Consider the following 15,608-nt stretch of genomic DNA (forward strand, 5'->3'; position numbering starts at 1 on the left):
AAGCGCGGCAATTCCGGCGCGCCGCCATGACTCGCGCAAATGCTATGCCAACGCGCCATCGGGGTTGCGGCGGTGCGGCCGCCCGATTGGCACATGACTTGCCTCTATTCGGGCTCCTTCCTTTTCTGCACTCGCACTCGTGCGAAGGTTATGAACCTGTTCGCATATTCCAACTATCAGGCCTTCGCCGACATGATGTTGCCGCTACGGCACGGCGCGGCACTGATGAATCACTCGCTCGACGCATGGCCTGCGTTCGGCGAATCGCCGCAGGGCCGCTCCATGCGCGCCGCCTGCGAATTGCTGACGCTCGCCGGATTGACTCCCGTCAGGCCGCCGTTCGGTATCGACAGCGTGATCACGGAAGGCAAGCCGGTGCCGATCGTCGAGGAAGTCGTCGCGCACACGCCGTTCGGTTCGCTGCTGCATTTTCGCAAGGACGCGATGCTGGCTCACCCGCAGCCGCGCGTGCTGGTGATCGCACCGATGTCCGGCCACTTCGCGACGCTGTTGCGCGGCACGGTGAAAACGATGCTCGCGGAGCACGACGTCTACATCACCGATTGGCACAATCCGCGTGACGTGCCGTTGAGTCAGGGCCGTTTCGGATTCGACGAATACGTCCAGCACGTGATCGACTTCACCGAAACGATCGGTCCCGGCGCGCATCTGCTCGCGGTGTGCCAACCCACGGTCGCGGCGCTGGCCGCCGTTTCCCTGATGGCCGCCGACGACAATCCCGCTCAACCCGCCAGCATGACCTTGATGGCCGGGCCGCTCGACACGCGCATCAACCCGACGCGCGTCAACGAACTCGCGAAGAGCAAACCGATCGAGTGGTTCGAGAAAAATTTGATTAGCGCGGTGCCGTTCGGCTTTGCCGGCGCGCAGCGGCGCGTGTATCCCGGCTTCGTTCAACTCACCGCGTTCATGTCGATGAATCTCGGCCGCCACCTGGACTCGTTCGAGACGATGTACTACGAGCGGGCCAAAGGCGATCCGGCGAAGGCCGACACCATTCACACCTTCTACGAAGAGTACTTCGCGACGATGGACCTCACGGCCGAGTTCTATCTCGAGACGGTCGACACCGTGTTCCAGCGGCACGCGCTGCCCTTGCATGAACTCGAAGTGAAAGGCCGTCTCGTGGAACCGACGAAGATTCGACGCACCGCGCTGCTCACCGTCGAAGGCGAAAAGGACGATATCTGCGCAGTCGGGCAGACACTCGCCGCGCAGGACATGTGCGACAAACTGCGTCCGTATCTGAAGACGCATCACGTGCAAACGGGTGTCGGCCACTATGGCGTGTTCAACGGACACCGCTGGGAACGCCACATTTATCCGCGCGTGCGTGCTGTGATTTACGACAACGAGCCGCGTGCGGTGCTGGTGAGTTCGCGGGCGCGCACCATTCAACCTGTTTCGCTCGCGGCTGCCAGCAAGGTGACGCCGGCGGCACCGGCCGCCGCAGCCGTCGTCGAGGTCGAAATCGATGCGAACAACGGAGCGGATTCCGCGGGTCGCGCGAACGGCGCTGCCACGCACGGCTCGGCGTCCACGATCAAGCCGCAGGCATCGCGGCCGACGCGCAGACGGCCGCCCGCAGCGCAATGATGCGTGTGTCGACGCAGCCGCGCGAGGCGGCTGCCGGTTTCGCTCGGGCCTAACGGAATCGAACTGCGGGGGTCGAACGCGTTCAGGCCGTGACGCTCTTCTGCCATGGTTGAACGGCCGGCACGTCGCACGGCCCTTCGACTTCGATCGATTTGAAATCGGCGGGCGACACGATTTCGATGTACTCCATGTCTTCCGAGTAATCGAACAGATAATGGACGATACCCGGCGCCTGATGCACGCAATCGCCGGCGGCGACAAGCGTTTCCTCGTCGCCGTACATGAAGCGCGCCCAGCCCTTCAGCATGATCACGATATGGAAATCGGCTTCATGACGGTGCCATCCCGTGCCTTGCTCTGGTGCGTGATTCGCCTTCACGAGTTGCGCAAGCACCTTGCCGCCGGTGGCCTGCGCGATGCCTAAATCGCGGTAGAGAAAAAAGTCGCGTAAGCCCTGATCCACGTAGGACGTGTCTTGCGGGCGGACGTGGCTGAATTGCGTGGCGAATTCGGTAGACATGATCGCGCTCCTCGGAGTGAGCCGGCAGTTGAAAACGACGCGTTGGAGCGTCGTTTGCAAGCATCAAGCGGGCCAGTTTCGAGAATCGCGCGATCACGCGCAGCTAGCGCGCCGCGTTGCACGGCGCGCATTGGCTGGAACGTTTTTGAATGCTCAGGCGCTGGGCCGGAACATCTGGAACATCTCGCCGATTTCGGCGTAGTCGCCGCGATAGCCCGCGCGCATGATCGGCTGCGCGGCGTGTGTGTCGAACAGGCCGTCTTTCAGAAACGCCTCGTTGATATGCACGCCGACCACTTGTCCGAGCGACAGATAGTTGTCCATCGGATTGCCGTCGAGATCGTGCAGGCGGATCACCTGCAGCAACTTGCATTCGAGTGCGGCCGGCGACTCCGAAACGTGCGGCACGTCGACATTGCGCCCCGGCGCCGGCGTGAGTCCGGCGAGTTCGAATTCGTCGACATGCGGCGCGACCGGCGCCGACGAGCGATTCATCTGCTCCGCGAGCGGCCGCGTGGCGAGATTCCAGACGAACTCGCCCGTGGCTTCGATGTTGGAAACGCTGTCTTTGCGGCCTTCGCTGGAAAAACCGATGATCGACGGGAACGTCGCGAATGCGCCGAAGAAACTGTAGGGCGCGAGGTTCAGCGTGCCGTCCTTGGCGCGCGAAGAAATCCAGCCGATCAACCGGGGCGCGACGATGGCCTTGAACGGGTCGTGCGGAAGACCGTGACCGGCGGCGGGATCGTAGAAGTAGTGGGACATGAGTTTGCGTTCGCGTGTGGGTGGCGAGTTGAATCTGACTTATACCGCAGAGCGGCGCTTGCCGTTGGCGGGGAAGTTGCTATCGCCTCGCCGACGCTCCCTGCACGCTCTGCGGTGATCCCTGCGCTGCGCGATTAGCCGCGGCTGATCACTTTCTTGCGACCTTCTTTCACGCGCGCGAGATGCGCGTCGTCCCAATCGTAAAAACCCGCGCCGCTGCGCACGCCGACACGCCCCGCCGCCACTTGCGCGCGCAGCAGGTCGAGCACGTCTTCATCTTTGGCGAGTTCCGGCATGAGGTGCGACGAGATGTCGAGGAACGTGTCGAGGCCGCCCATATCGGCACCTTCGAGCGGCCCGACGATACCCCAGCGGCGGCCGAGCGACGCTTTCATCACGCGATCGACCACGTCGGGCGTCGCCGCGCCCGAACGCACGATGTTGAGCGCCTCGCGCAGCACGGCAAACTGAAGTCGATTACCGACGAAGCCAGGAATCGCCTTCGCCAGCACGACCGGTTCCATGCCGATCGCGCTCATCAGCGCGGCGGTTTGTTCAGTGACGTCCGGTGCGGTCGCGGTACCCGGCACGACTTCGACGAGCGGAATCATGTGCGGCGGATTCCAGAAATGCGCGATCACGAAGCGCTCTTTCGCGCGCAAGGGGGCGACCAACTGGTCCGGCGGAAAGCCGCTGGTGTTGCTCGCGAGAATCGTGTCTCCGGCGAGCAGGCTGGTGAGCGAGGCGTACAACTGGTGCTTCAGTTCGAGCACTTCCGGAATGGCTTCGATCACGAATTTCGCGGACGCCATGACGTCGAGTTGCGCATGCGTTTCGATGCGCGCAAGCGCGGCCTGCTTTGCGGATTCGTCGATGCGGCCGGCGTCGATCAATTCGTCGAGCACGGCTTCGGCTTTTGGCGCGACACTCGCGAGCCGTGCGGGATCGACGTCGTGAACGATTGTTCGATGCCCGTGCAACGCGCTTTGCGTCGCGATGCCGACGCCCATCAGTCCCGTGCCCACTACGCCAATCACTGCCTTGTCCACGCTGCTCTCCCGCTTTCCCGATGAAAGCTTTCAAGCATAGCGCAGGGCGCGCGTTTCCCGTTGCGAATGCAACAAAGCCGGTCTTCCGTGAGGAAGGACCGGCTTCGTGGACTTCACGCCGCTCGACGATTGGCGAGCGGCGCCGTCAGATGCACGCCAGCTTAGTAGCGCGGCGGCGGACGATGGTCGTCGTGGTGGTGCGGATCGTAGTCGTGCGGGTGATGACGCATCCAGTCGTCATGAGCCCAGTAACGATGGCCATCGTAGTAACGATCGCCATGCCAGCCGATGTTGATCGACACGCCGACCGGCATCATGTGCGGCTGACCATATGCGGCCGAGCCGTTATCGATGAACACACGTTCCTGCGCGACGGCGCTGCCCGCTGCGAGCAATGCACCGCCAGCCAGCAGCGTTGCGAGAATCGAGCGCGATGTCTTGTTAAAGGTTTTCATAGTGACCTCCCATCAAAGTTTTGTATCAAGCCAGCGTCGGCTGAAGAATCAGCGCCGAACCGCGGTTTGGGTTCGAACGACGCCGTACGCTTGAGACCAACTTTAGCGGGGCAGACCTTGCGAATACGTGAGCACTTGTAAGCGCACATTTCAGAGATAGAAAGCCGTACGCGGACGGCATTTTTGCTCAAGGGCGCCGTCTGGCGGGGCTTGCGTCCAGAAAGGCGCGATGGCGGCACAGCGGGATTGTCAGCCGCCGTTACATTCATTTCGGCCAGGAAATATTCGGGACAGACAGCTTACGAATCGGAATCGAAAGCCGGCTCACCAAAAACAAAAGCCACGGCACGCTTTCGCGAACAGTGGCTTCTCAATGAGGCGACGTACCTGATGGCGCGCGCCCGTGTACGGCAAACGCCGCACGTAGACTTCTAAACAGCTGACTTCTTAGTCGCTCAGCTTGATGCCGAACAACGTGCTTTGCGCACGGCGCACACGCTCTGCTTCGCGGCTACGCGCTTCGTACGAGTAGTCCGAATCCAGCGGCAGATGGGGCGACGCAAAGAGGTCGCTGACCTTTTGGAACAGTGCAAAAATGAAGCTCATGGCGACTCCCGGTTGGTTACTGCATTAGCTAGGGTTTTCCCTTAAGAATGATTATAGGGTTTTCCCTAGGCAAAAGCTAGTGCAATGCAGCAAAAACTCGGGTGTGGTGCGTTGTCACAGGGTTTAAGTGAATGGTGCGTCGCAGCATTACAACGTCCCTATTTTTCAGATTCGGGGTCAAAAGCGCGGTTACTGGAGCGTCGTTGCCCGCGGCTTGCGCGTGGGCGCCGGTCTCGCGCTGGGCGCCGGCTTGCGCGGATTGACCACGGCGGCGTCCACCGCGCCGGCTGCCGTGCTCTCTGCCCGTACCAGCGTCGCGCTATTCATCGACACGATCAGTCCCGGCAAAGTCAGCGTGGAATCCGTTTGCGGTTTGACGGCCGCGCCGGTCGCCGAAAACTCGACGTTCAAGGCCCAATGGCCTTCGTGGATGCCCTGATCGCGCAGCAGCGCGCAGAGCAGTTCTTCAATCGAAAATTTATGTGCGCTCGTCGGCATGGTGGTGTCGGTCAGAATTTGCGCTGGCGTATCCGGTCCGGCTTCGCAGCAGCATGCAGAGTGTAAAACGCGTGCATTGCGCTGCGACCGGCCGTGCCTTACGGCATCTATCCGAAGAACGTGACGAGGAATGGAAGACTGCGCGAGTGGCAGGCAGCGCCGCGGCCGGCTTGCACACCGGCGCGGCGGTCAGTGACGATCAGTGGGTAATAGCCGCTTTGGGCTTATGCGCATGCGGCGCGCGCACGAGTCGCTTCGGATGCGTCGGCGCGAGGGCTTGCGGTTCCGCAGGCGTCGACGTCGCGGGCGCAGTCGGGCTCGTGGCGCTATTCGTCGAGCCGCTTGCTGCGGCGTTCGCCATGGCAATGTGCGTGTCGATCAGACTGGCCATGGCGGCCTGCTGGTTCTGCATCATCTGCTCGATTCGGTGTTGCTGCGCCGTGGTTTCGCGCGTCAGACGCATCAACAGCATGGTTTGCGTGATGCCGATGGCAACCGTCACCAGCAACGCGCCCACCACGATCGACAGCATCCACTTCATGCGGCGCGAATGATCGGTGGCGGCGTGGCGCTGGTCGGCGATCACGCCATACAAGGCGTCGACGGTGTCGGCGAATGCGGTTGCGCGAGCGCGATCGAGTTCAGGCGTCGTGCGAAGCACCGCGGCTTCGGCGCGGCGCGTTTCCTTGAGCGACGGCGACGTCGCGGGCGTGTTTCCGTCGGCGGTGATAGCGGCGGGCACGGCGTCGGCCTGGTTCGCGGACGTGGTCACCGCCGCCATCGCGTCGTTTTGCGCGCCGGATGCTGGCGTCGCGTCCTGCCCGGCGGACACCGCGCTCGCTGCCGATGCCGGAGTTGTCGTCGCCTCGGCCGCCACGGCCGCAGCCTTGGCGAAGGTCGTCGCGAAACGCGGCGTCTGTGCTTTCGCGCCGGCCGCGCCTGCTACGCCTGCCGGCGTCGACGTGGCACCGGGCTCGGCCGCCTGACGCAGCGCCGTCACGCTGCGCGCGACGGTCGCCGCGGCCATCGCCGGCGTAAGTGGCGTGCCGGGTTCGGGCGTCGAATCTATCGTCTTGTCGCCGCGCGGTGCATCCGGCGCTTGCGACGATTCCTGCGAACCCGGCTTGTCCGACGGCGAACCGGTCGCCGATTCGGTTTCGGGTTCGATTTCCAGGCCGCTCAACAGCGCGTTGACCGGCACGGGTGCGTCGGACTTCGCCACGCGCGGCGCGCGGCGCGCGGCCTTCGCGTCGATGGGCGCGCCGTCGGCGTCGATGGCACCGACGGCGGCGAGCACCACGTCCGGCAACTCGAAACCGTGCAGCGTGCCTTGCCGCACGTCGATGTTCATGGCTTCGAGCGTGGCGCGTGTGGGATCGTCGGGGAACAGGTCGAGCGTGCTGTCGTCGCGCGAAAGGTCGCTTAGTTGCGCGAGGCGTTGAGCCGAGCGCGCGGCGCGCGCCAGCTTGTTTTCAGTTTCGGTCGAGACAGTCGCCTGGCGACGCTTCTTCGAAGCGGCATGCGAAGGCCGGGACTGTGTGGATGCTGCGGAATCTGCCATAGGGGAAAAAGCGGTCGTCGCCGGAAAGCGGGCGCCGAACTCCGCTCGTCAATGCCGTTGAAATTTTTTGAGACCGCATTGTCGCATGGCCGCGCGCCCCGGCCGAAGCCATTCACCGACGTTTTCCGCTTTTCAGGAACTCGCGTCGTCCTGCCGGAACTGCTTGACGCCGGGCAGGTCACGCAGACGCGAGCAGATCGCCTGATATTCGATATTCGACACGCGATGCAGCGTGATCATGACTTCGTCGCACTCCGGCGCGTCGTCGCTCTGCTGCATCACGAACTGCTTCACGCGCGGGCTGGCCGCGCCGAGTTCTTCGTGCAGCGAATGGAACGTCATGGTGCCGCGCTCGACGATCATCGTCAGCTGGCGCCGTTGTTTGACGGTGATGAAACGGCGTTCGAGCGGCTTGATGCCGGCAAGGATAATCAGAATGATGATGGTCGCCGCGATCGACGCCGTGTACAGCCCGCCGCCCACCGCGAGTCCGATTGCCGCGACCGACCAGAGACTCGCCGCCGTGGTCAGGCCGCGCACGATCTCGCCGCGCAGCAGAATCGAACCGGCGCCGAGAAAGCCGATACCCGAGACCACCTGCGCGGCCATCCGCGACGGGTCCAGCACGACGTGTTCGCTGTTCAACACTTCGGCAAATCCATATGCCGACACGATCATGATGAGCGCCGAGCCCACGCAAACCAGCATGTGCGTGCGCAACCCCGCGGCCCACGAAAGCCGTTCGCGCTCGAATCCGATGACGCTGCCGAGCGCGGCGGCCAGCACGAGTCGAGCGATGAGTTCGAGGTTTCCCAACATTGCTTTTCCTCCAGGCTGAAATTTTTGGAAGTGAATTCGCCACCGGCGTTCGGATGCCAGCCGCTGCCGTTTGCTTTATGCTTGCCCGCACATTGACGTGAGGCTTCCGCCGCGTCCGACTCATTGAATTCCGCAGAGCATGAACCCATCCGCCGCTTCGTCGATTCCTCTTGCCAACGCCTTGCGCGAGCACTTCACTCGCGTGGTGCTGCCGCTATGGCGTGGACCGGGTTTCAATCCCGAACTGAACCTGCCCTACGAAGCCATGAACGCCGCGAACGCGCAGCCGCTGCCGGTTGAGCGCTATCGCGCCATGGCCTGCGCGCGGCAATTGTTCGTGTTCTCGCAGACCGGCGACGAAGCCCACGCGCGCGTACTGTTCGATTCATTGATGCACACCTTTCGGGACACGCGCAACGACGGATGGTTCTATAGCGTGGACGCCGCGGGCGCACCGCTCGACACCACCAAAGACCTGTACACCCACGCCTTCGTCGTGTTCGCGTGCGCCGTCTACGGCGGCCGCTTCGGCAATCGCAATGCGCTGGACATCGTGCACGGCACCTCGGCGCTGATCCAGTCGCGCTTCGCGGCCGACGACGATCTGTTCAACGCCGCCCTCGGCGCAGACTTCAGCGCCGTGACCGCCACGCCGATCCAGAATCCGCTGATGCATCTGACCGAAGCGTGGCTCGCGGCGCGTGAAGCCACGCGCGACAACGCCTTCGACGCCGCCTTGAGCCGCCTGGCAAACGCGATCGCACGCAACTTCGTGCACACGCCGACGGGCTGCATTGCCGAATTGCCGATCGGCGCCGATGACAATCGCCTCGAACCGGGACATCAGTTCGAATGGTTCTGGCTGGTTAGGCAAGGCGGCGCCTTGTTCGACAGTTCGGGGCTCGCCGAAGCGCTGGACCGCGCGTTCCGCTTTGCGCAGCAACATGGCGTGGACGCGGTCACAGGCGGCGTATGCGCGTCGCTCGACGAAAATGGCGCAACCAAGGACGCCACCCAGCGCATCTGGGCGCAAACGGAGTATCTGCGCGCCCTCGCGAGTCACGACGACGCCGCGACCCTCGCCAGACTGCCGGACCAGATTGCGCTTTTCGAGCAGCGTTTCCTGCGTCCGCAAGGCTGGTTCGAGTGCAAGACGCCGTCCGGCGAGGTGGCGCGCGGCGAGATGCCGTCCACCACGCCGTACCATCTGCTGACGGCATTCGACGCCTTGCCGCGCTGAGCATCGCGCTGAGCACGAAGTTCGTGCGCGCTCCAACGGATTTTCGCGTCGGCACGAAATTAAATGCTCAACGCATTAACCGACCGTGCGGCCGATCAATATTCCTCGCGTTGCCAGGGTCCCCAGTCGGCGTCGGCGGATTTAAATCGTGTGTAAGTTGCGCTGTGGCCCGTAGGGGTTTCCGGCGCTTCACCGTGGGGTGTCTGATCGGTGACGTGAAGGGCGAAAGCCTGGTGATTTTCCGTGTCGACGGTGATGCGGCCGACCGGGTCCAAGGTGCCTTCCTGAGGTGATTTAGACTCCAATATCGCGAGATAAGGGGTCAAACGGCTCCAGAACGAGGTGAGTTCTTCCTGCTGATAATGTGTCAATGTTTTTCCTGGAAGCGTAATACAACCAGTTTACCCTACCAGTCGGCGCAACCCGCCAAAACGCTTCGGCGACCCCCAAAAGGGCCTCAAAACAGCCGGGGAGCGGGAATACCCGAATACTTGTTGATTGGCGTCCATCATAAAGACGTGATACAACTCGTACTTCGCGCTCGATCTCGTGTTGAGAAATAGCGGTCGCGAATGCAACACACAACATTTACTGGATCAAAAATGGCAACAGGTACTGTGAAGTGGTTTAACGATGCAAAGGGCTTTGGCTTCATCACGCCGGACGACGGCGGCGAAGACCTGTTCGCGCACTTTTCGGAAGTTCAAGGCAGCGGCTTCAAGTCCCTGCAGGAAAACCAGAAAGTGACGTTCGAAGTCAAGCAAGGCCCGAAGGGCAAGCAAGCTGCGAACATCCAGCCGGCCTAAGTTTTCTTAGGTCCGCTCAGGCAACATCAGGCGCTCGCGTCTGATGCAAAATGGCCCGCTTCGGCGGGCCATTTTCTGTTTACCGACGCACTCTTTTTGAGCGCGATCACGTTCAAATTGCGCGCATCTCCGAGATCGCAAACTCGGCTTCACGACCGCGCGGCTCGTCGAAATGTTGCGTCCGCAACACAGATTCCGAAATTTCGAAGACCGAAACCGCCGCCTTCAGTTGCTGAGTCTGTTGATGCAGCGAAGACGCCGCCGCCGCCGCTTCCTCGACCAATGCCGCGTTCTGCTGCGTCATCTCGTCCATCTGCACGACGGCCTGATTGACCTGCTCGATGCCCGTGCTCTGTTCGAGCGATGACGCGCTGATCTCGGCCATCATCTGCGTGACACGCGAAATCGACGCGGAAACGTTGCTCATGGCCTCGCCCGCATGCTCGACCAGCGCCGAACCGCCTTGAATCTCGGCCACCGACTCGCTGATCAACGTCTTGATTTCCTTCGCCGACTGCGCGCTGCGCTGCGCCAGCCCGCGCACCTCGCCGGCCACCACCGCGAAACCGCGGCCCTGCTCGCCGGCGCGCGCCGCTTCCACGGCGGCGTTCAGCGCGAGAATGTTGGTCTGGAAAGCGATGCCGTCGATCACCGAAATGATTTCGGCGATCTTGTCGGAGCTTTGCGCAATGCCGCGCATCTTGTGAACCACCTCGTTGACCACTTCGCTGCCGCGCGAGGTGGCGTCCAGCGCCGTCTCGGCGAGCGCGTTGGCCTCGCGGGCGTGCTCGGCGTTCTGACGCACGGTGGCGGTCAGTTCCTCCATGCTCGACGCGGTTTCTTCGAGCGAAGCGGCCTGATTCTCCGTACGCGCCGACAGATCCGCGTTGCCGGTGGCGATTTCATCCGCGCCGAGGTGGATCGAGTCGGCGGATTCGCGCACGGTTTGCACCGTACGGGCGACGCTCGCCTGCATCTTCGCGAGGCCCGAGAACAGTCGACCGATTTCGTTGGTGCCACGCGAGGCGATCGGCTGATCGAGACGGCCCTGCGCAATGCGGTCGAAGTGGCGCCCGGCTTCTTCCAGCGGCGCGACGACGCCACGGCGCAGCGCGGCGTAGACCGCCAGCGTGCCCGCCACCAGTACGACCAGAATCACGAGGCTGACGGAGCGGAACATCGTCATGCGGGCGTCGATCGAATCGATGGACGCGCGGCTCGCGGCGTCGCCGAATTGCACGAAGTTGCGCGACTCGCCGAGGTAAGCGTCCTGGAAACCCTGCGTAGGCTGGTCCAGAAACGCCTGGATGTTGTTGGAGTCGAGAAACTGCGCCAACTCCGTGAGCGCATCGTGCAGGGTCTTGTAGCGCGCGGCAAGTGCCGTGGCGCGGGCGCTGTTGTCGTCGCTGGTCTTGGGGGCGCTCATGAACGCGGCAAACGACTGGTCGGCCGCCGTGAGCTGTTCGCGGGCGTGCTGGACGATGTCGGTCGGCTCCGCGCCGCCGCGCACCATGCGCGTACCGGCGCGCGAGAGGTTGATCCGCGCGTCCATCAGATGCTGGGTCGTCTCGTTCACGGCATCGACCTGCTTCAACGCAATATTCGACAGATCACCCACGTCGTCATGCGTGCGGGTGAGCGACCAGAAGCCCAATCCCACGGTGACGAGCTGGAAAACGCAAAACGCGACCAGAACACACAACAGGCCGGAAGCGACCTTGATCTTGCTGAACATCGTGAACACCTGAAGGCAAAGAATGACGGGAGCTACGTCAGGGTTAACGGCAAGCCGTCACGCTCCTTGAGGGTCAACTACGCCAAAGATCGTCTTACAGCCCCTTTTCATCGGCCAACTTCGAGATTCCAATTAAATTGCGCAACAATCTCTTGCGCGTTCGTCCGATTGACCTTGACGCGGTGCGTCAGCGCTTCCTAGAGTGGGTAGGGACTGCACGACGCACGCCAGTGCAGAGACCACGCGGGCCACGCCCGAAGGAATCACGATGACCGATCTTCTCGACCGGGCGCGCGGCGCACTGCACGCCCAGCCGTTCAGCATGCTGTTAGGCGCCGAGTTGATGCATACCGGCACCAGCGAATTGACGCTCTGCCTGCCGATCCGCGACGAACTGCGGCAGCAGCACGGCTTCGTGCACGGCGGCGTGATCAGTTATCTCGCCGACAACGCGCTGACATTTGCCGGCGCGCTCTCGCTGGGCCCGAAGGTCGTGACGGGCGAATACAAGATCAACTATCTGAGGCCGGTCGTGAACGGCACGCTGATCGCGCGCGCGAAGGTCGTGTACGCGGGCCGGCATCAGGCGACCTGCCAGTGCAACGTCTACGTGATGGACGGCGATCGCGAGAAACTCGTCGCGGTGGCGCAGGGCACGATCAATCGTATCGGCGAAAGCGGCGAGCACGAACCCGCGGGCTGAGAAGACCCGTCACCGGTGGGGGGAAGCCCGGCAGTAACCGGGCTCAGGCTGTAAGCTGGCGTGCTCAGTCACTTCGCCGCCAGGACCTCCATGGACGAACTCGCTCTCGCCGCCGACGCCGACCGGCGCGCCCACGCCTATCTCGCCGGCGTGGCCACACGCCGCGTCTTTCCGGAGGCCGCCGCGCTCGCGCGCCTCGCCGATTTCGACGAACCCTTGCCGCAACACGGCCATGCCGCCGAAGACACGCTGCGTCTGCTGGATGAAAGCGGCTCGCCCGGCACGGTGGCCTCGAACGGCCCGCGCTACTACGGCTTCGTGATCGGCGCGGTGTTGCCGGCGGCCGCCGCGGCCGAGCGTCTGATGGGCGCGTGGGATCAGTGCGCGTCGACATTCGACAATTCGCCGGTCGCCGCCACGGTCGAAAAAATCGCGACGCGCTGGGTGCTCGACGTGCTCGATCTGCCGCGCGAGTCCGCCATCGGCTTCGGCACCAGCGCGACGGCCTGCACGATGGTGTGCATCGCCGCCGCGCGACGTGCGCTGCTCGACCGTCAGGGCTGGGACTTCGACAACGACGGCCTGTTCGGCGCGCCGGGCGTGCGCGTGGTGATTTCCGAAACCGCGCACATCACCGTGAAAAAAGCGCTGCGCGTGCTCGGCTTCGGCATGAAGCACGTGATTTTCGCGCCGGTCGACGAACATGGCCGCGTCGATCCCGCCAGGCTGCCGTCGCTCGACGACTCGACCATCCTCTGTCTGCAAGCGGGCGAAGTGAACGCCGGCGAGTTCGATCCGTTTGCCGAACTGATCGCGAAGGCCAGGGCGGCGGGCGCGTGGGTTCACGTGGACGGCGCATTCGGCCTGTGGGCGCGGGCGTCTTCCCGACGCGCGCTGACCGAAGGCATCGACGGCGCCGACAGCTGGACCACCGACGGCCACAAGTGGCTCAACACGCCCTACGACGGCGCGATGGCGATCTGCCGCGACGCGCAGGCGCTGTCGGCGGCCATGAATAGCGACGCGGTGTATCTGAGCGGCGCGCACGATTCGCAGAAGAACCTGAATCTCGAGTTCTCGCGTCGTCCGCGTGGCATTCCCATCTGGGCCGCGTTGCGCTCGCTGGGCCGCGAAGGCGTGAAGACGATGGTGGACCGGCATTGCGAACAGGCCACGCGAATCGCGGACGGTTTGCGCGCGGCGGGCTTCGATGTGCTGAACCGCGTGGTGTTGAATCAGGTACTGGTACGCGCCACCACCGACGCGCAAACGGTGGCGATTCGCGAAGCGGCACAAGCATCCGGCGAAACCTGGTTTGGCGGAACAGTGTGGCAAGGCCGGCCTGCGTTTCGCATCAGCGTGTCGTCGTGGCGCACGGAAGATCAGCACGTCGATCAGCTGGTGGCATTGCTGACGCGTCTGATGGCCCAACATCGGCCCTGAGGCGAAGCCTCCGGCTGCGGACGTAAAAAAGCCGTTCCCGCGTGAAGCGAGGAACGGCTTTGTTTTTCGCGGCTACAAGTCTGCCGCAGACAGCGCGACTTATTCCGCCGCGTAAGTTTTTTGCGTCTGTTCGCCGAGACCTTCGATGCCGAGGCGAATCGTCTGACCCGGCTTCAGGTACACCGGATTCGGCTTCACGCCCATGCCGACACCCGGCGGCGTGCCGGTCGAAATCACGTCGCCCGGTTGCAGGCTCATGCACTGCGACACGTACGACACCAGTTTCGCGACGCCGAACACCATGGTCTTCGTGCTGCCGTTCTGATAGCGATGGCCGTCCACTTCGAGCCACAGGCTCAGGTTCTGCGGATCGGCGACTTCATCGCGCGTGACGACCCACGGACCGATCGGACCGAAGGTGTCGAAGCCCTTGCCCTTGTCCCACGTGCCGCCACGTTCGATCTGCCATTCACGCTCCGACACGTCGTTGATCACACAATAGCCGGCGACGTAATCGAGCGCGTTGGCTTCGTCGACGTATTTCGCGGGCTTGCCGATCACGACGCCGAGTTCGACTTCCCAGTCGGTCTTTTTCGAGCCGCGCGGAATTTCCACGTCGTCGTTCGGGCCGCTGATCGCGCTCGTCCACTTGTTGAAAATGACCGGCTCGGCCGGCACCGGCAGATTCGATTCCGCCGCGTGGTCCGCGTAGTTCAAGCCGATACAGATGAACTTGCCGATCTTGCCGACGCACGGTCCGATGCGCGGATTACCGTCGACCACCGGCAACGAAGCCGGATCGACCGCGCGCAGTTTCGCGAGGCTCTCGTCGCTCAGCGCGGCGCCGTCGATATCGGCCACCACGCCCGACAGATCGCGCAGCTTGCCTTGCGCGTCGAGCAAACCCGGCTTTTCCTGGCCTTTCGGTCCATAACGAAGCAGTTTCATCTTTGCACTTCCCTCTACGTTCAATGTGTTCGGTTCGAGATTCGGCGTTGATGCCAGCGTGATGCTGTGGTGTGACTCAGTGCAACTCGTCAGTTCGACCAGCCGCCGTCGATCACGTGCGCATGCCCGGTCGTGAACGACGATTCGTCGGACGCCAGATACAGCGCGAGCGCCGCGATTTCTTCCGGCTTGCCGATGCGGCCCATCGGCTGACGCGCGACGAACGCCGCCTGCACGGCTTCGAGCGATGCGCCCTGCGCCGCAGCCTGGTCGACGATCCGCTGTTCGAGCGACGGTGACGACACTGTGCCCGGGCAGATCGCGTTACAGCGTACACCACGCGTGATGAAGTCGGCAGCAACGGACTTGGTCAAGCCGATCACCGCGGCCTTCGACGCGCTGTAGGCGAAGCGGTTCGGCACACCCTTCACGCTCGACGCAGCCGACGACATATTGATGATCGAGCCGCCGCCGTTCTCCAGCATGGCGGGCAGGAAAGCGCGAATCATGCGGTACATGGCTTTCGCGTTCAGGTCGAAGGCGAAGTCCCAGTCTGCTTCGCTGCATTCGAGAATATTACCGGCGTGCACGAAGCCCGCGCAGTTGAACAGCACGTCGATCGCGCCCAGCTCGGCGGCCAGCGCCGCGATTGCCGCGCCGTCGAGCACGTCGAGCTTGCGCGCCTCGACCGGCTTGCCGGCGAGTCCGTCGATACGGATATCCGTGGCGATCACGCGCGCGCCTTCGCGCGCGAACAGCTCCGCGGTGGCAAGGCCGATGCCCTGTCCTGCCGCGGTAATCAAGGCCGTCTTGCCAGCCAGTCTTTGTGTCATCTACGACTCC

17 protein-coding genes are annotated in these 15,608 nt (G+C 63.3%); 5 read left to right on the top strand and 12 right to left on the bottom strand.

The window, feature by feature from the left end; all coding sequences use genetic code 11:
* Positions 1-150: 150 nt before the first annotated feature.
* Positions 151-1,617: a polyhydroxyalkanoate depolymerase gene (locus P3T18_RS31850; RefSeq protein WP_429303945.1), complete on the top strand. Its 1,467-nt coding sequence runs from the start codon at positions 151-153 to the stop codon at positions 1,615-1,617.
* 82 nt (positions 1,618-1,699) lie between these two features.
* Here P3T18_RS31850 and P3T18_RS31855 read toward each other — a convergent pair whose 3' ends face one another.
* The 8 genes from P3T18_RS31855 to P3T18_RS31890 all read right to left on the bottom strand — a co-directional run bounded on the left by P3T18_RS31855 (position 1,700) and on the right by P3T18_RS31890 (position 7,890).
* Positions 1,700-2,137, bottom strand: coding sequence for a cupin domain-containing protein (locus tag P3T18_RS31855; protein ID WP_429303946.1), 438 nt, complete (start codon positions 2,135-2,137; stop codon positions 1,700-1,702).
* A 153-nt stretch (positions 2,138-2,290) separates the two neighbouring features.
* A complete protein-coding gene (locus P3T18_RS31860) occupies positions 2,291-2,902 on the bottom strand; it encodes a flavin reductase family protein (protein WP_429303947.1) in 612 nt (203 codons plus the stop codon).
* A gap of 134 nt (positions 2,903-3,036) precedes the next feature.
* A complete protein-coding gene (locus P3T18_RS31865) occupies positions 3,037-3,912 on the bottom strand; it encodes a 3-hydroxyacyl-CoA dehydrogenase family protein (RefSeq protein ID WP_429304016.1) in 876 nt (291 codons plus the stop codon).
* A gap of 200 nt (positions 3,913-4,112) precedes the next feature.
* A complete protein-coding gene (locus tag P3T18_RS31870) occupies positions 4,113-4,406 on the bottom strand; it encodes a hypothetical protein (protein WP_429303948.1) in 294 nt (97 codons plus the stop codon).
* Between the two features lie 447 nt (positions 4,407-4,853).
* Positions 4,854-5,012: a hypothetical protein gene (locus P3T18_RS31875; protein ID WP_429303949.1), complete on the bottom strand. Its 159-nt coding sequence runs from the start codon at positions 5,010-5,012 to the stop codon at positions 4,854-4,856.
* A gap of 189 nt (positions 5,013-5,201) precedes the next feature.
* A complete protein-coding gene (locus P3T18_RS31880) occupies positions 5,202-5,510 on the bottom strand; it encodes a hypothetical protein (protein WP_429303950.1) in 309 nt (102 codons plus the stop codon).
* Between the two features lie 199 nt (positions 5,511-5,709).
* On the bottom strand, positions 5,710-7,071 hold the full coding sequence (locus P3T18_RS31885) for a hypothetical protein (RefSeq protein WP_429303951.1): 1,362 nt from the start codon (positions 7,069-7,071) through the stop codon (positions 5,710-5,712).
* 132 nt (positions 7,072-7,203) lie between these two features.
* Positions 7,204-7,890, bottom strand: a complete 687-nt coding sequence (locus tag P3T18_RS31890; RefSeq protein WP_429303952.1) for an MgtC/SapB family protein — start codon at positions 7,888-7,890, stop codon at positions 7,204-7,206.
* Positions 7,891-8,029: 139 nt separating this feature from the next.
* On the opposite strand from P3T18_RS31890, the gene P3T18_RS31895 reads away from it, so the two are divergent.
* Positions 8,030-9,130 (top strand): AGE family epimerase/isomerase, encoded by a 1,101-nt coding sequence (locus tag P3T18_RS31895; protein ID WP_429303953.1) that lies wholly within the window; start codon positions 8,030-8,032, stop codon positions 9,128-9,130.
* A 95-nt stretch (positions 9,131-9,225) separates the two neighbouring features.
* On the opposite strand, the gene P3T18_RS31900 is transcribed toward P3T18_RS31895, so the two are convergent.
* Positions 9,226-9,501 carry a hypothetical protein gene (locus P3T18_RS31900; protein WP_429303954.1) on the bottom strand — a complete coding sequence of 92 codons (276 nt, stop codon included), beginning with the start codon at positions 9,499-9,501 and terminating at the stop codon, positions 9,226-9,228.
* Between the two features lie 231 nt (positions 9,502-9,732).
* Here P3T18_RS31900 and P3T18_RS31905 point away from each other — a divergent pair, with 231 nt between their 5' ends.
* A complete protein-coding gene (locus P3T18_RS31905; RefSeq protein WP_007178724.1) occupies positions 9,733-9,936 on the top strand; it encodes a cold-shock protein in 204 nt (67 codons plus the stop codon).
* A gap of 112 nt (positions 9,937-10,048) precedes the next feature.
* On the opposite strand, the gene P3T18_RS31910 is transcribed toward P3T18_RS31905, so the two are convergent.
* Positions 10,049-11,671, bottom strand: coding sequence for a methyl-accepting chemotaxis protein (locus tag P3T18_RS31910; RefSeq protein WP_429303955.1), 1,623 nt, complete (start codon positions 11,669-11,671; stop codon positions 10,049-10,051).
* 268 nt (positions 11,672-11,939) lie between these two features.
* Between P3T18_RS31910 and P3T18_RS31915 the strand changes: the two genes are divergently transcribed.
* The gene (locus P3T18_RS31915; RefSeq protein ID WP_429303956.1) at positions 11,940-12,374 is read left to right on the top strand and encodes a PaaI family thioesterase; all 435 of its coding nucleotides are present in this window, start codon (positions 11,940-11,942) and stop codon (positions 12,372-12,374) included.
* Positions 12,375-12,464: 90 nt separating this feature from the next.
* Positions 12,465-13,817: a pyridoxal phosphate-dependent decarboxylase family protein gene (locus P3T18_RS31920; RefSeq protein ID WP_429303957.1), complete on the top strand. Its 1,353-nt coding sequence runs from the start codon at positions 12,465-12,467 to the stop codon at positions 13,815-13,817.
* A gap of 99 nt (positions 13,818-13,916) precedes the next feature.
* Here P3T18_RS31920 and P3T18_RS31925 read toward each other — a convergent pair whose 3' ends face one another.
* Both P3T18_RS31925 and P3T18_RS31930 read right to left on the bottom strand, forming a co-directional pair.
* The gene (locus P3T18_RS31925; protein WP_429303958.1) at positions 13,917-14,765 is read right to left on the bottom strand and encodes an ureidoglycolate lyase; all 849 of its coding nucleotides are present in this window, start codon (positions 14,763-14,765) and stop codon (positions 13,917-13,919) included.
* 89 nt (positions 14,766-14,854) lie between these two features.
* On the bottom strand, positions 14,855-15,598 hold the full coding sequence (locus P3T18_RS31930; protein WP_429303959.1) for an SDR family oxidoreductase: 744 nt from the start codon (positions 15,596-15,598) through the stop codon (positions 14,855-14,857).
* Positions 15,599-15,608 lie beyond the last annotated feature (10 nt).

The sequence above is a fragment of the Paraburkholderia sp. GAS199 genome (genome assembly GCF_050436585.1).
Taxonomy (GTDB): domain Bacteria; phylum Pseudomonadota; class Gammaproteobacteria; order Burkholderiales; family Burkholderiaceae; genus Paraburkholderia.

Bases quoted from the DNA above. Each gene is read 5' to 3' on its own strand.
- P3T18_RS31850 (WP_429303945.1), top strand. From the start codon at position 151: ATGAACCTGTTCGCATATTCCAACTATCAGGCCTTCGCCGACATGATG.
- P3T18_RS31855 (WP_429303946.1), bottom strand. From the start codon at position 2,137: ATGTCTACCGAATTCGCCACGCAATTCAGCCACGTCCGCCCGCAAGAC.
- P3T18_RS31860 (WP_429303947.1), bottom strand. From the start codon at position 2,902: ATGTCCCACTACTTCTACGATCCCGCCGCCGGTCACGGTCTTCCGCAC.
- P3T18_RS31865 (WP_429304016.1), bottom strand. From the start codon at position 3,912: ATGGGCGTCGGCATCGCGACGCAAAGCGCGTTGCACGGGCATCGAACA.
- P3T18_RS31870 (WP_429303948.1), bottom strand. From the start codon at position 4,406: ATGAAAACCTTTAACAAGACATCGCGCTCGATTCTCGCAACGCTGCTG.
- P3T18_RS31875 (WP_429303949.1), bottom strand. From the start codon at position 5,012: ATGAGCTTCATTTTTGCACTGTTCCAAAAGGTCAGCGACCTCTTTGCG.
- P3T18_RS31880 (WP_429303950.1), bottom strand. From the start codon at position 5,510: ATGCCGACGAGCGCACATAAATTTTCGATTGAAGAACTGCTCTGCGCG.
- P3T18_RS31885 (WP_429303951.1), bottom strand. From the start codon at position 7,071: ATGGCAGATTCCGCAGCATCCACACAGTCCCGGCCTTCGCATGCCGCT.
- P3T18_RS31890 (WP_429303952.1), bottom strand. From the start codon at position 7,890: ATGTTGGGAAACCTCGAACTCATCGCTCGACTCGTGCTGGCCGCCGCG.
- P3T18_RS31895 (WP_429303953.1), top strand. From the start codon at position 8,030: ATGAACCCATCCGCCGCTTCGTCGATTCCTCTTGCCAACGCCTTGCGC.
- P3T18_RS31905 (WP_007178724.1), top strand. From the start codon at position 9,733: ATGGCAACAGGTACTGTGAAGTGGTTTAACGATGCAAAGGGCTTTGGC.
- P3T18_RS31910 (WP_429303955.1), bottom strand. From the start codon at position 11,671: ATGTTCAGCAAGATCAAGGTCGCTTCCGGCCTGTTGTGTGTTCTGGTC.
- P3T18_RS31915 (WP_429303956.1), top strand. From the start codon at position 11,940: ATGACCGATCTTCTCGACCGGGCGCGCGGCGCACTGCACGCCCAGCCG.
- P3T18_RS31920 (WP_429303957.1), top strand. From the start codon at position 12,465: ATGGACGAACTCGCTCTCGCCGCCGACGCCGACCGGCGCGCCCACGCC.
- P3T18_RS31925 (WP_429303958.1), bottom strand. From the start codon at position 14,765: ATGAAACTGCTTCGTTATGGACCGAAAGGCCAGGAAAAGCCGGGTTTG.
- P3T18_RS31930 (WP_429303959.1), bottom strand. From the start codon at position 15,598: ATGACACAAAGACTGGCTGGCAAGACGGCCTTGATTACCGCGGCAGGA.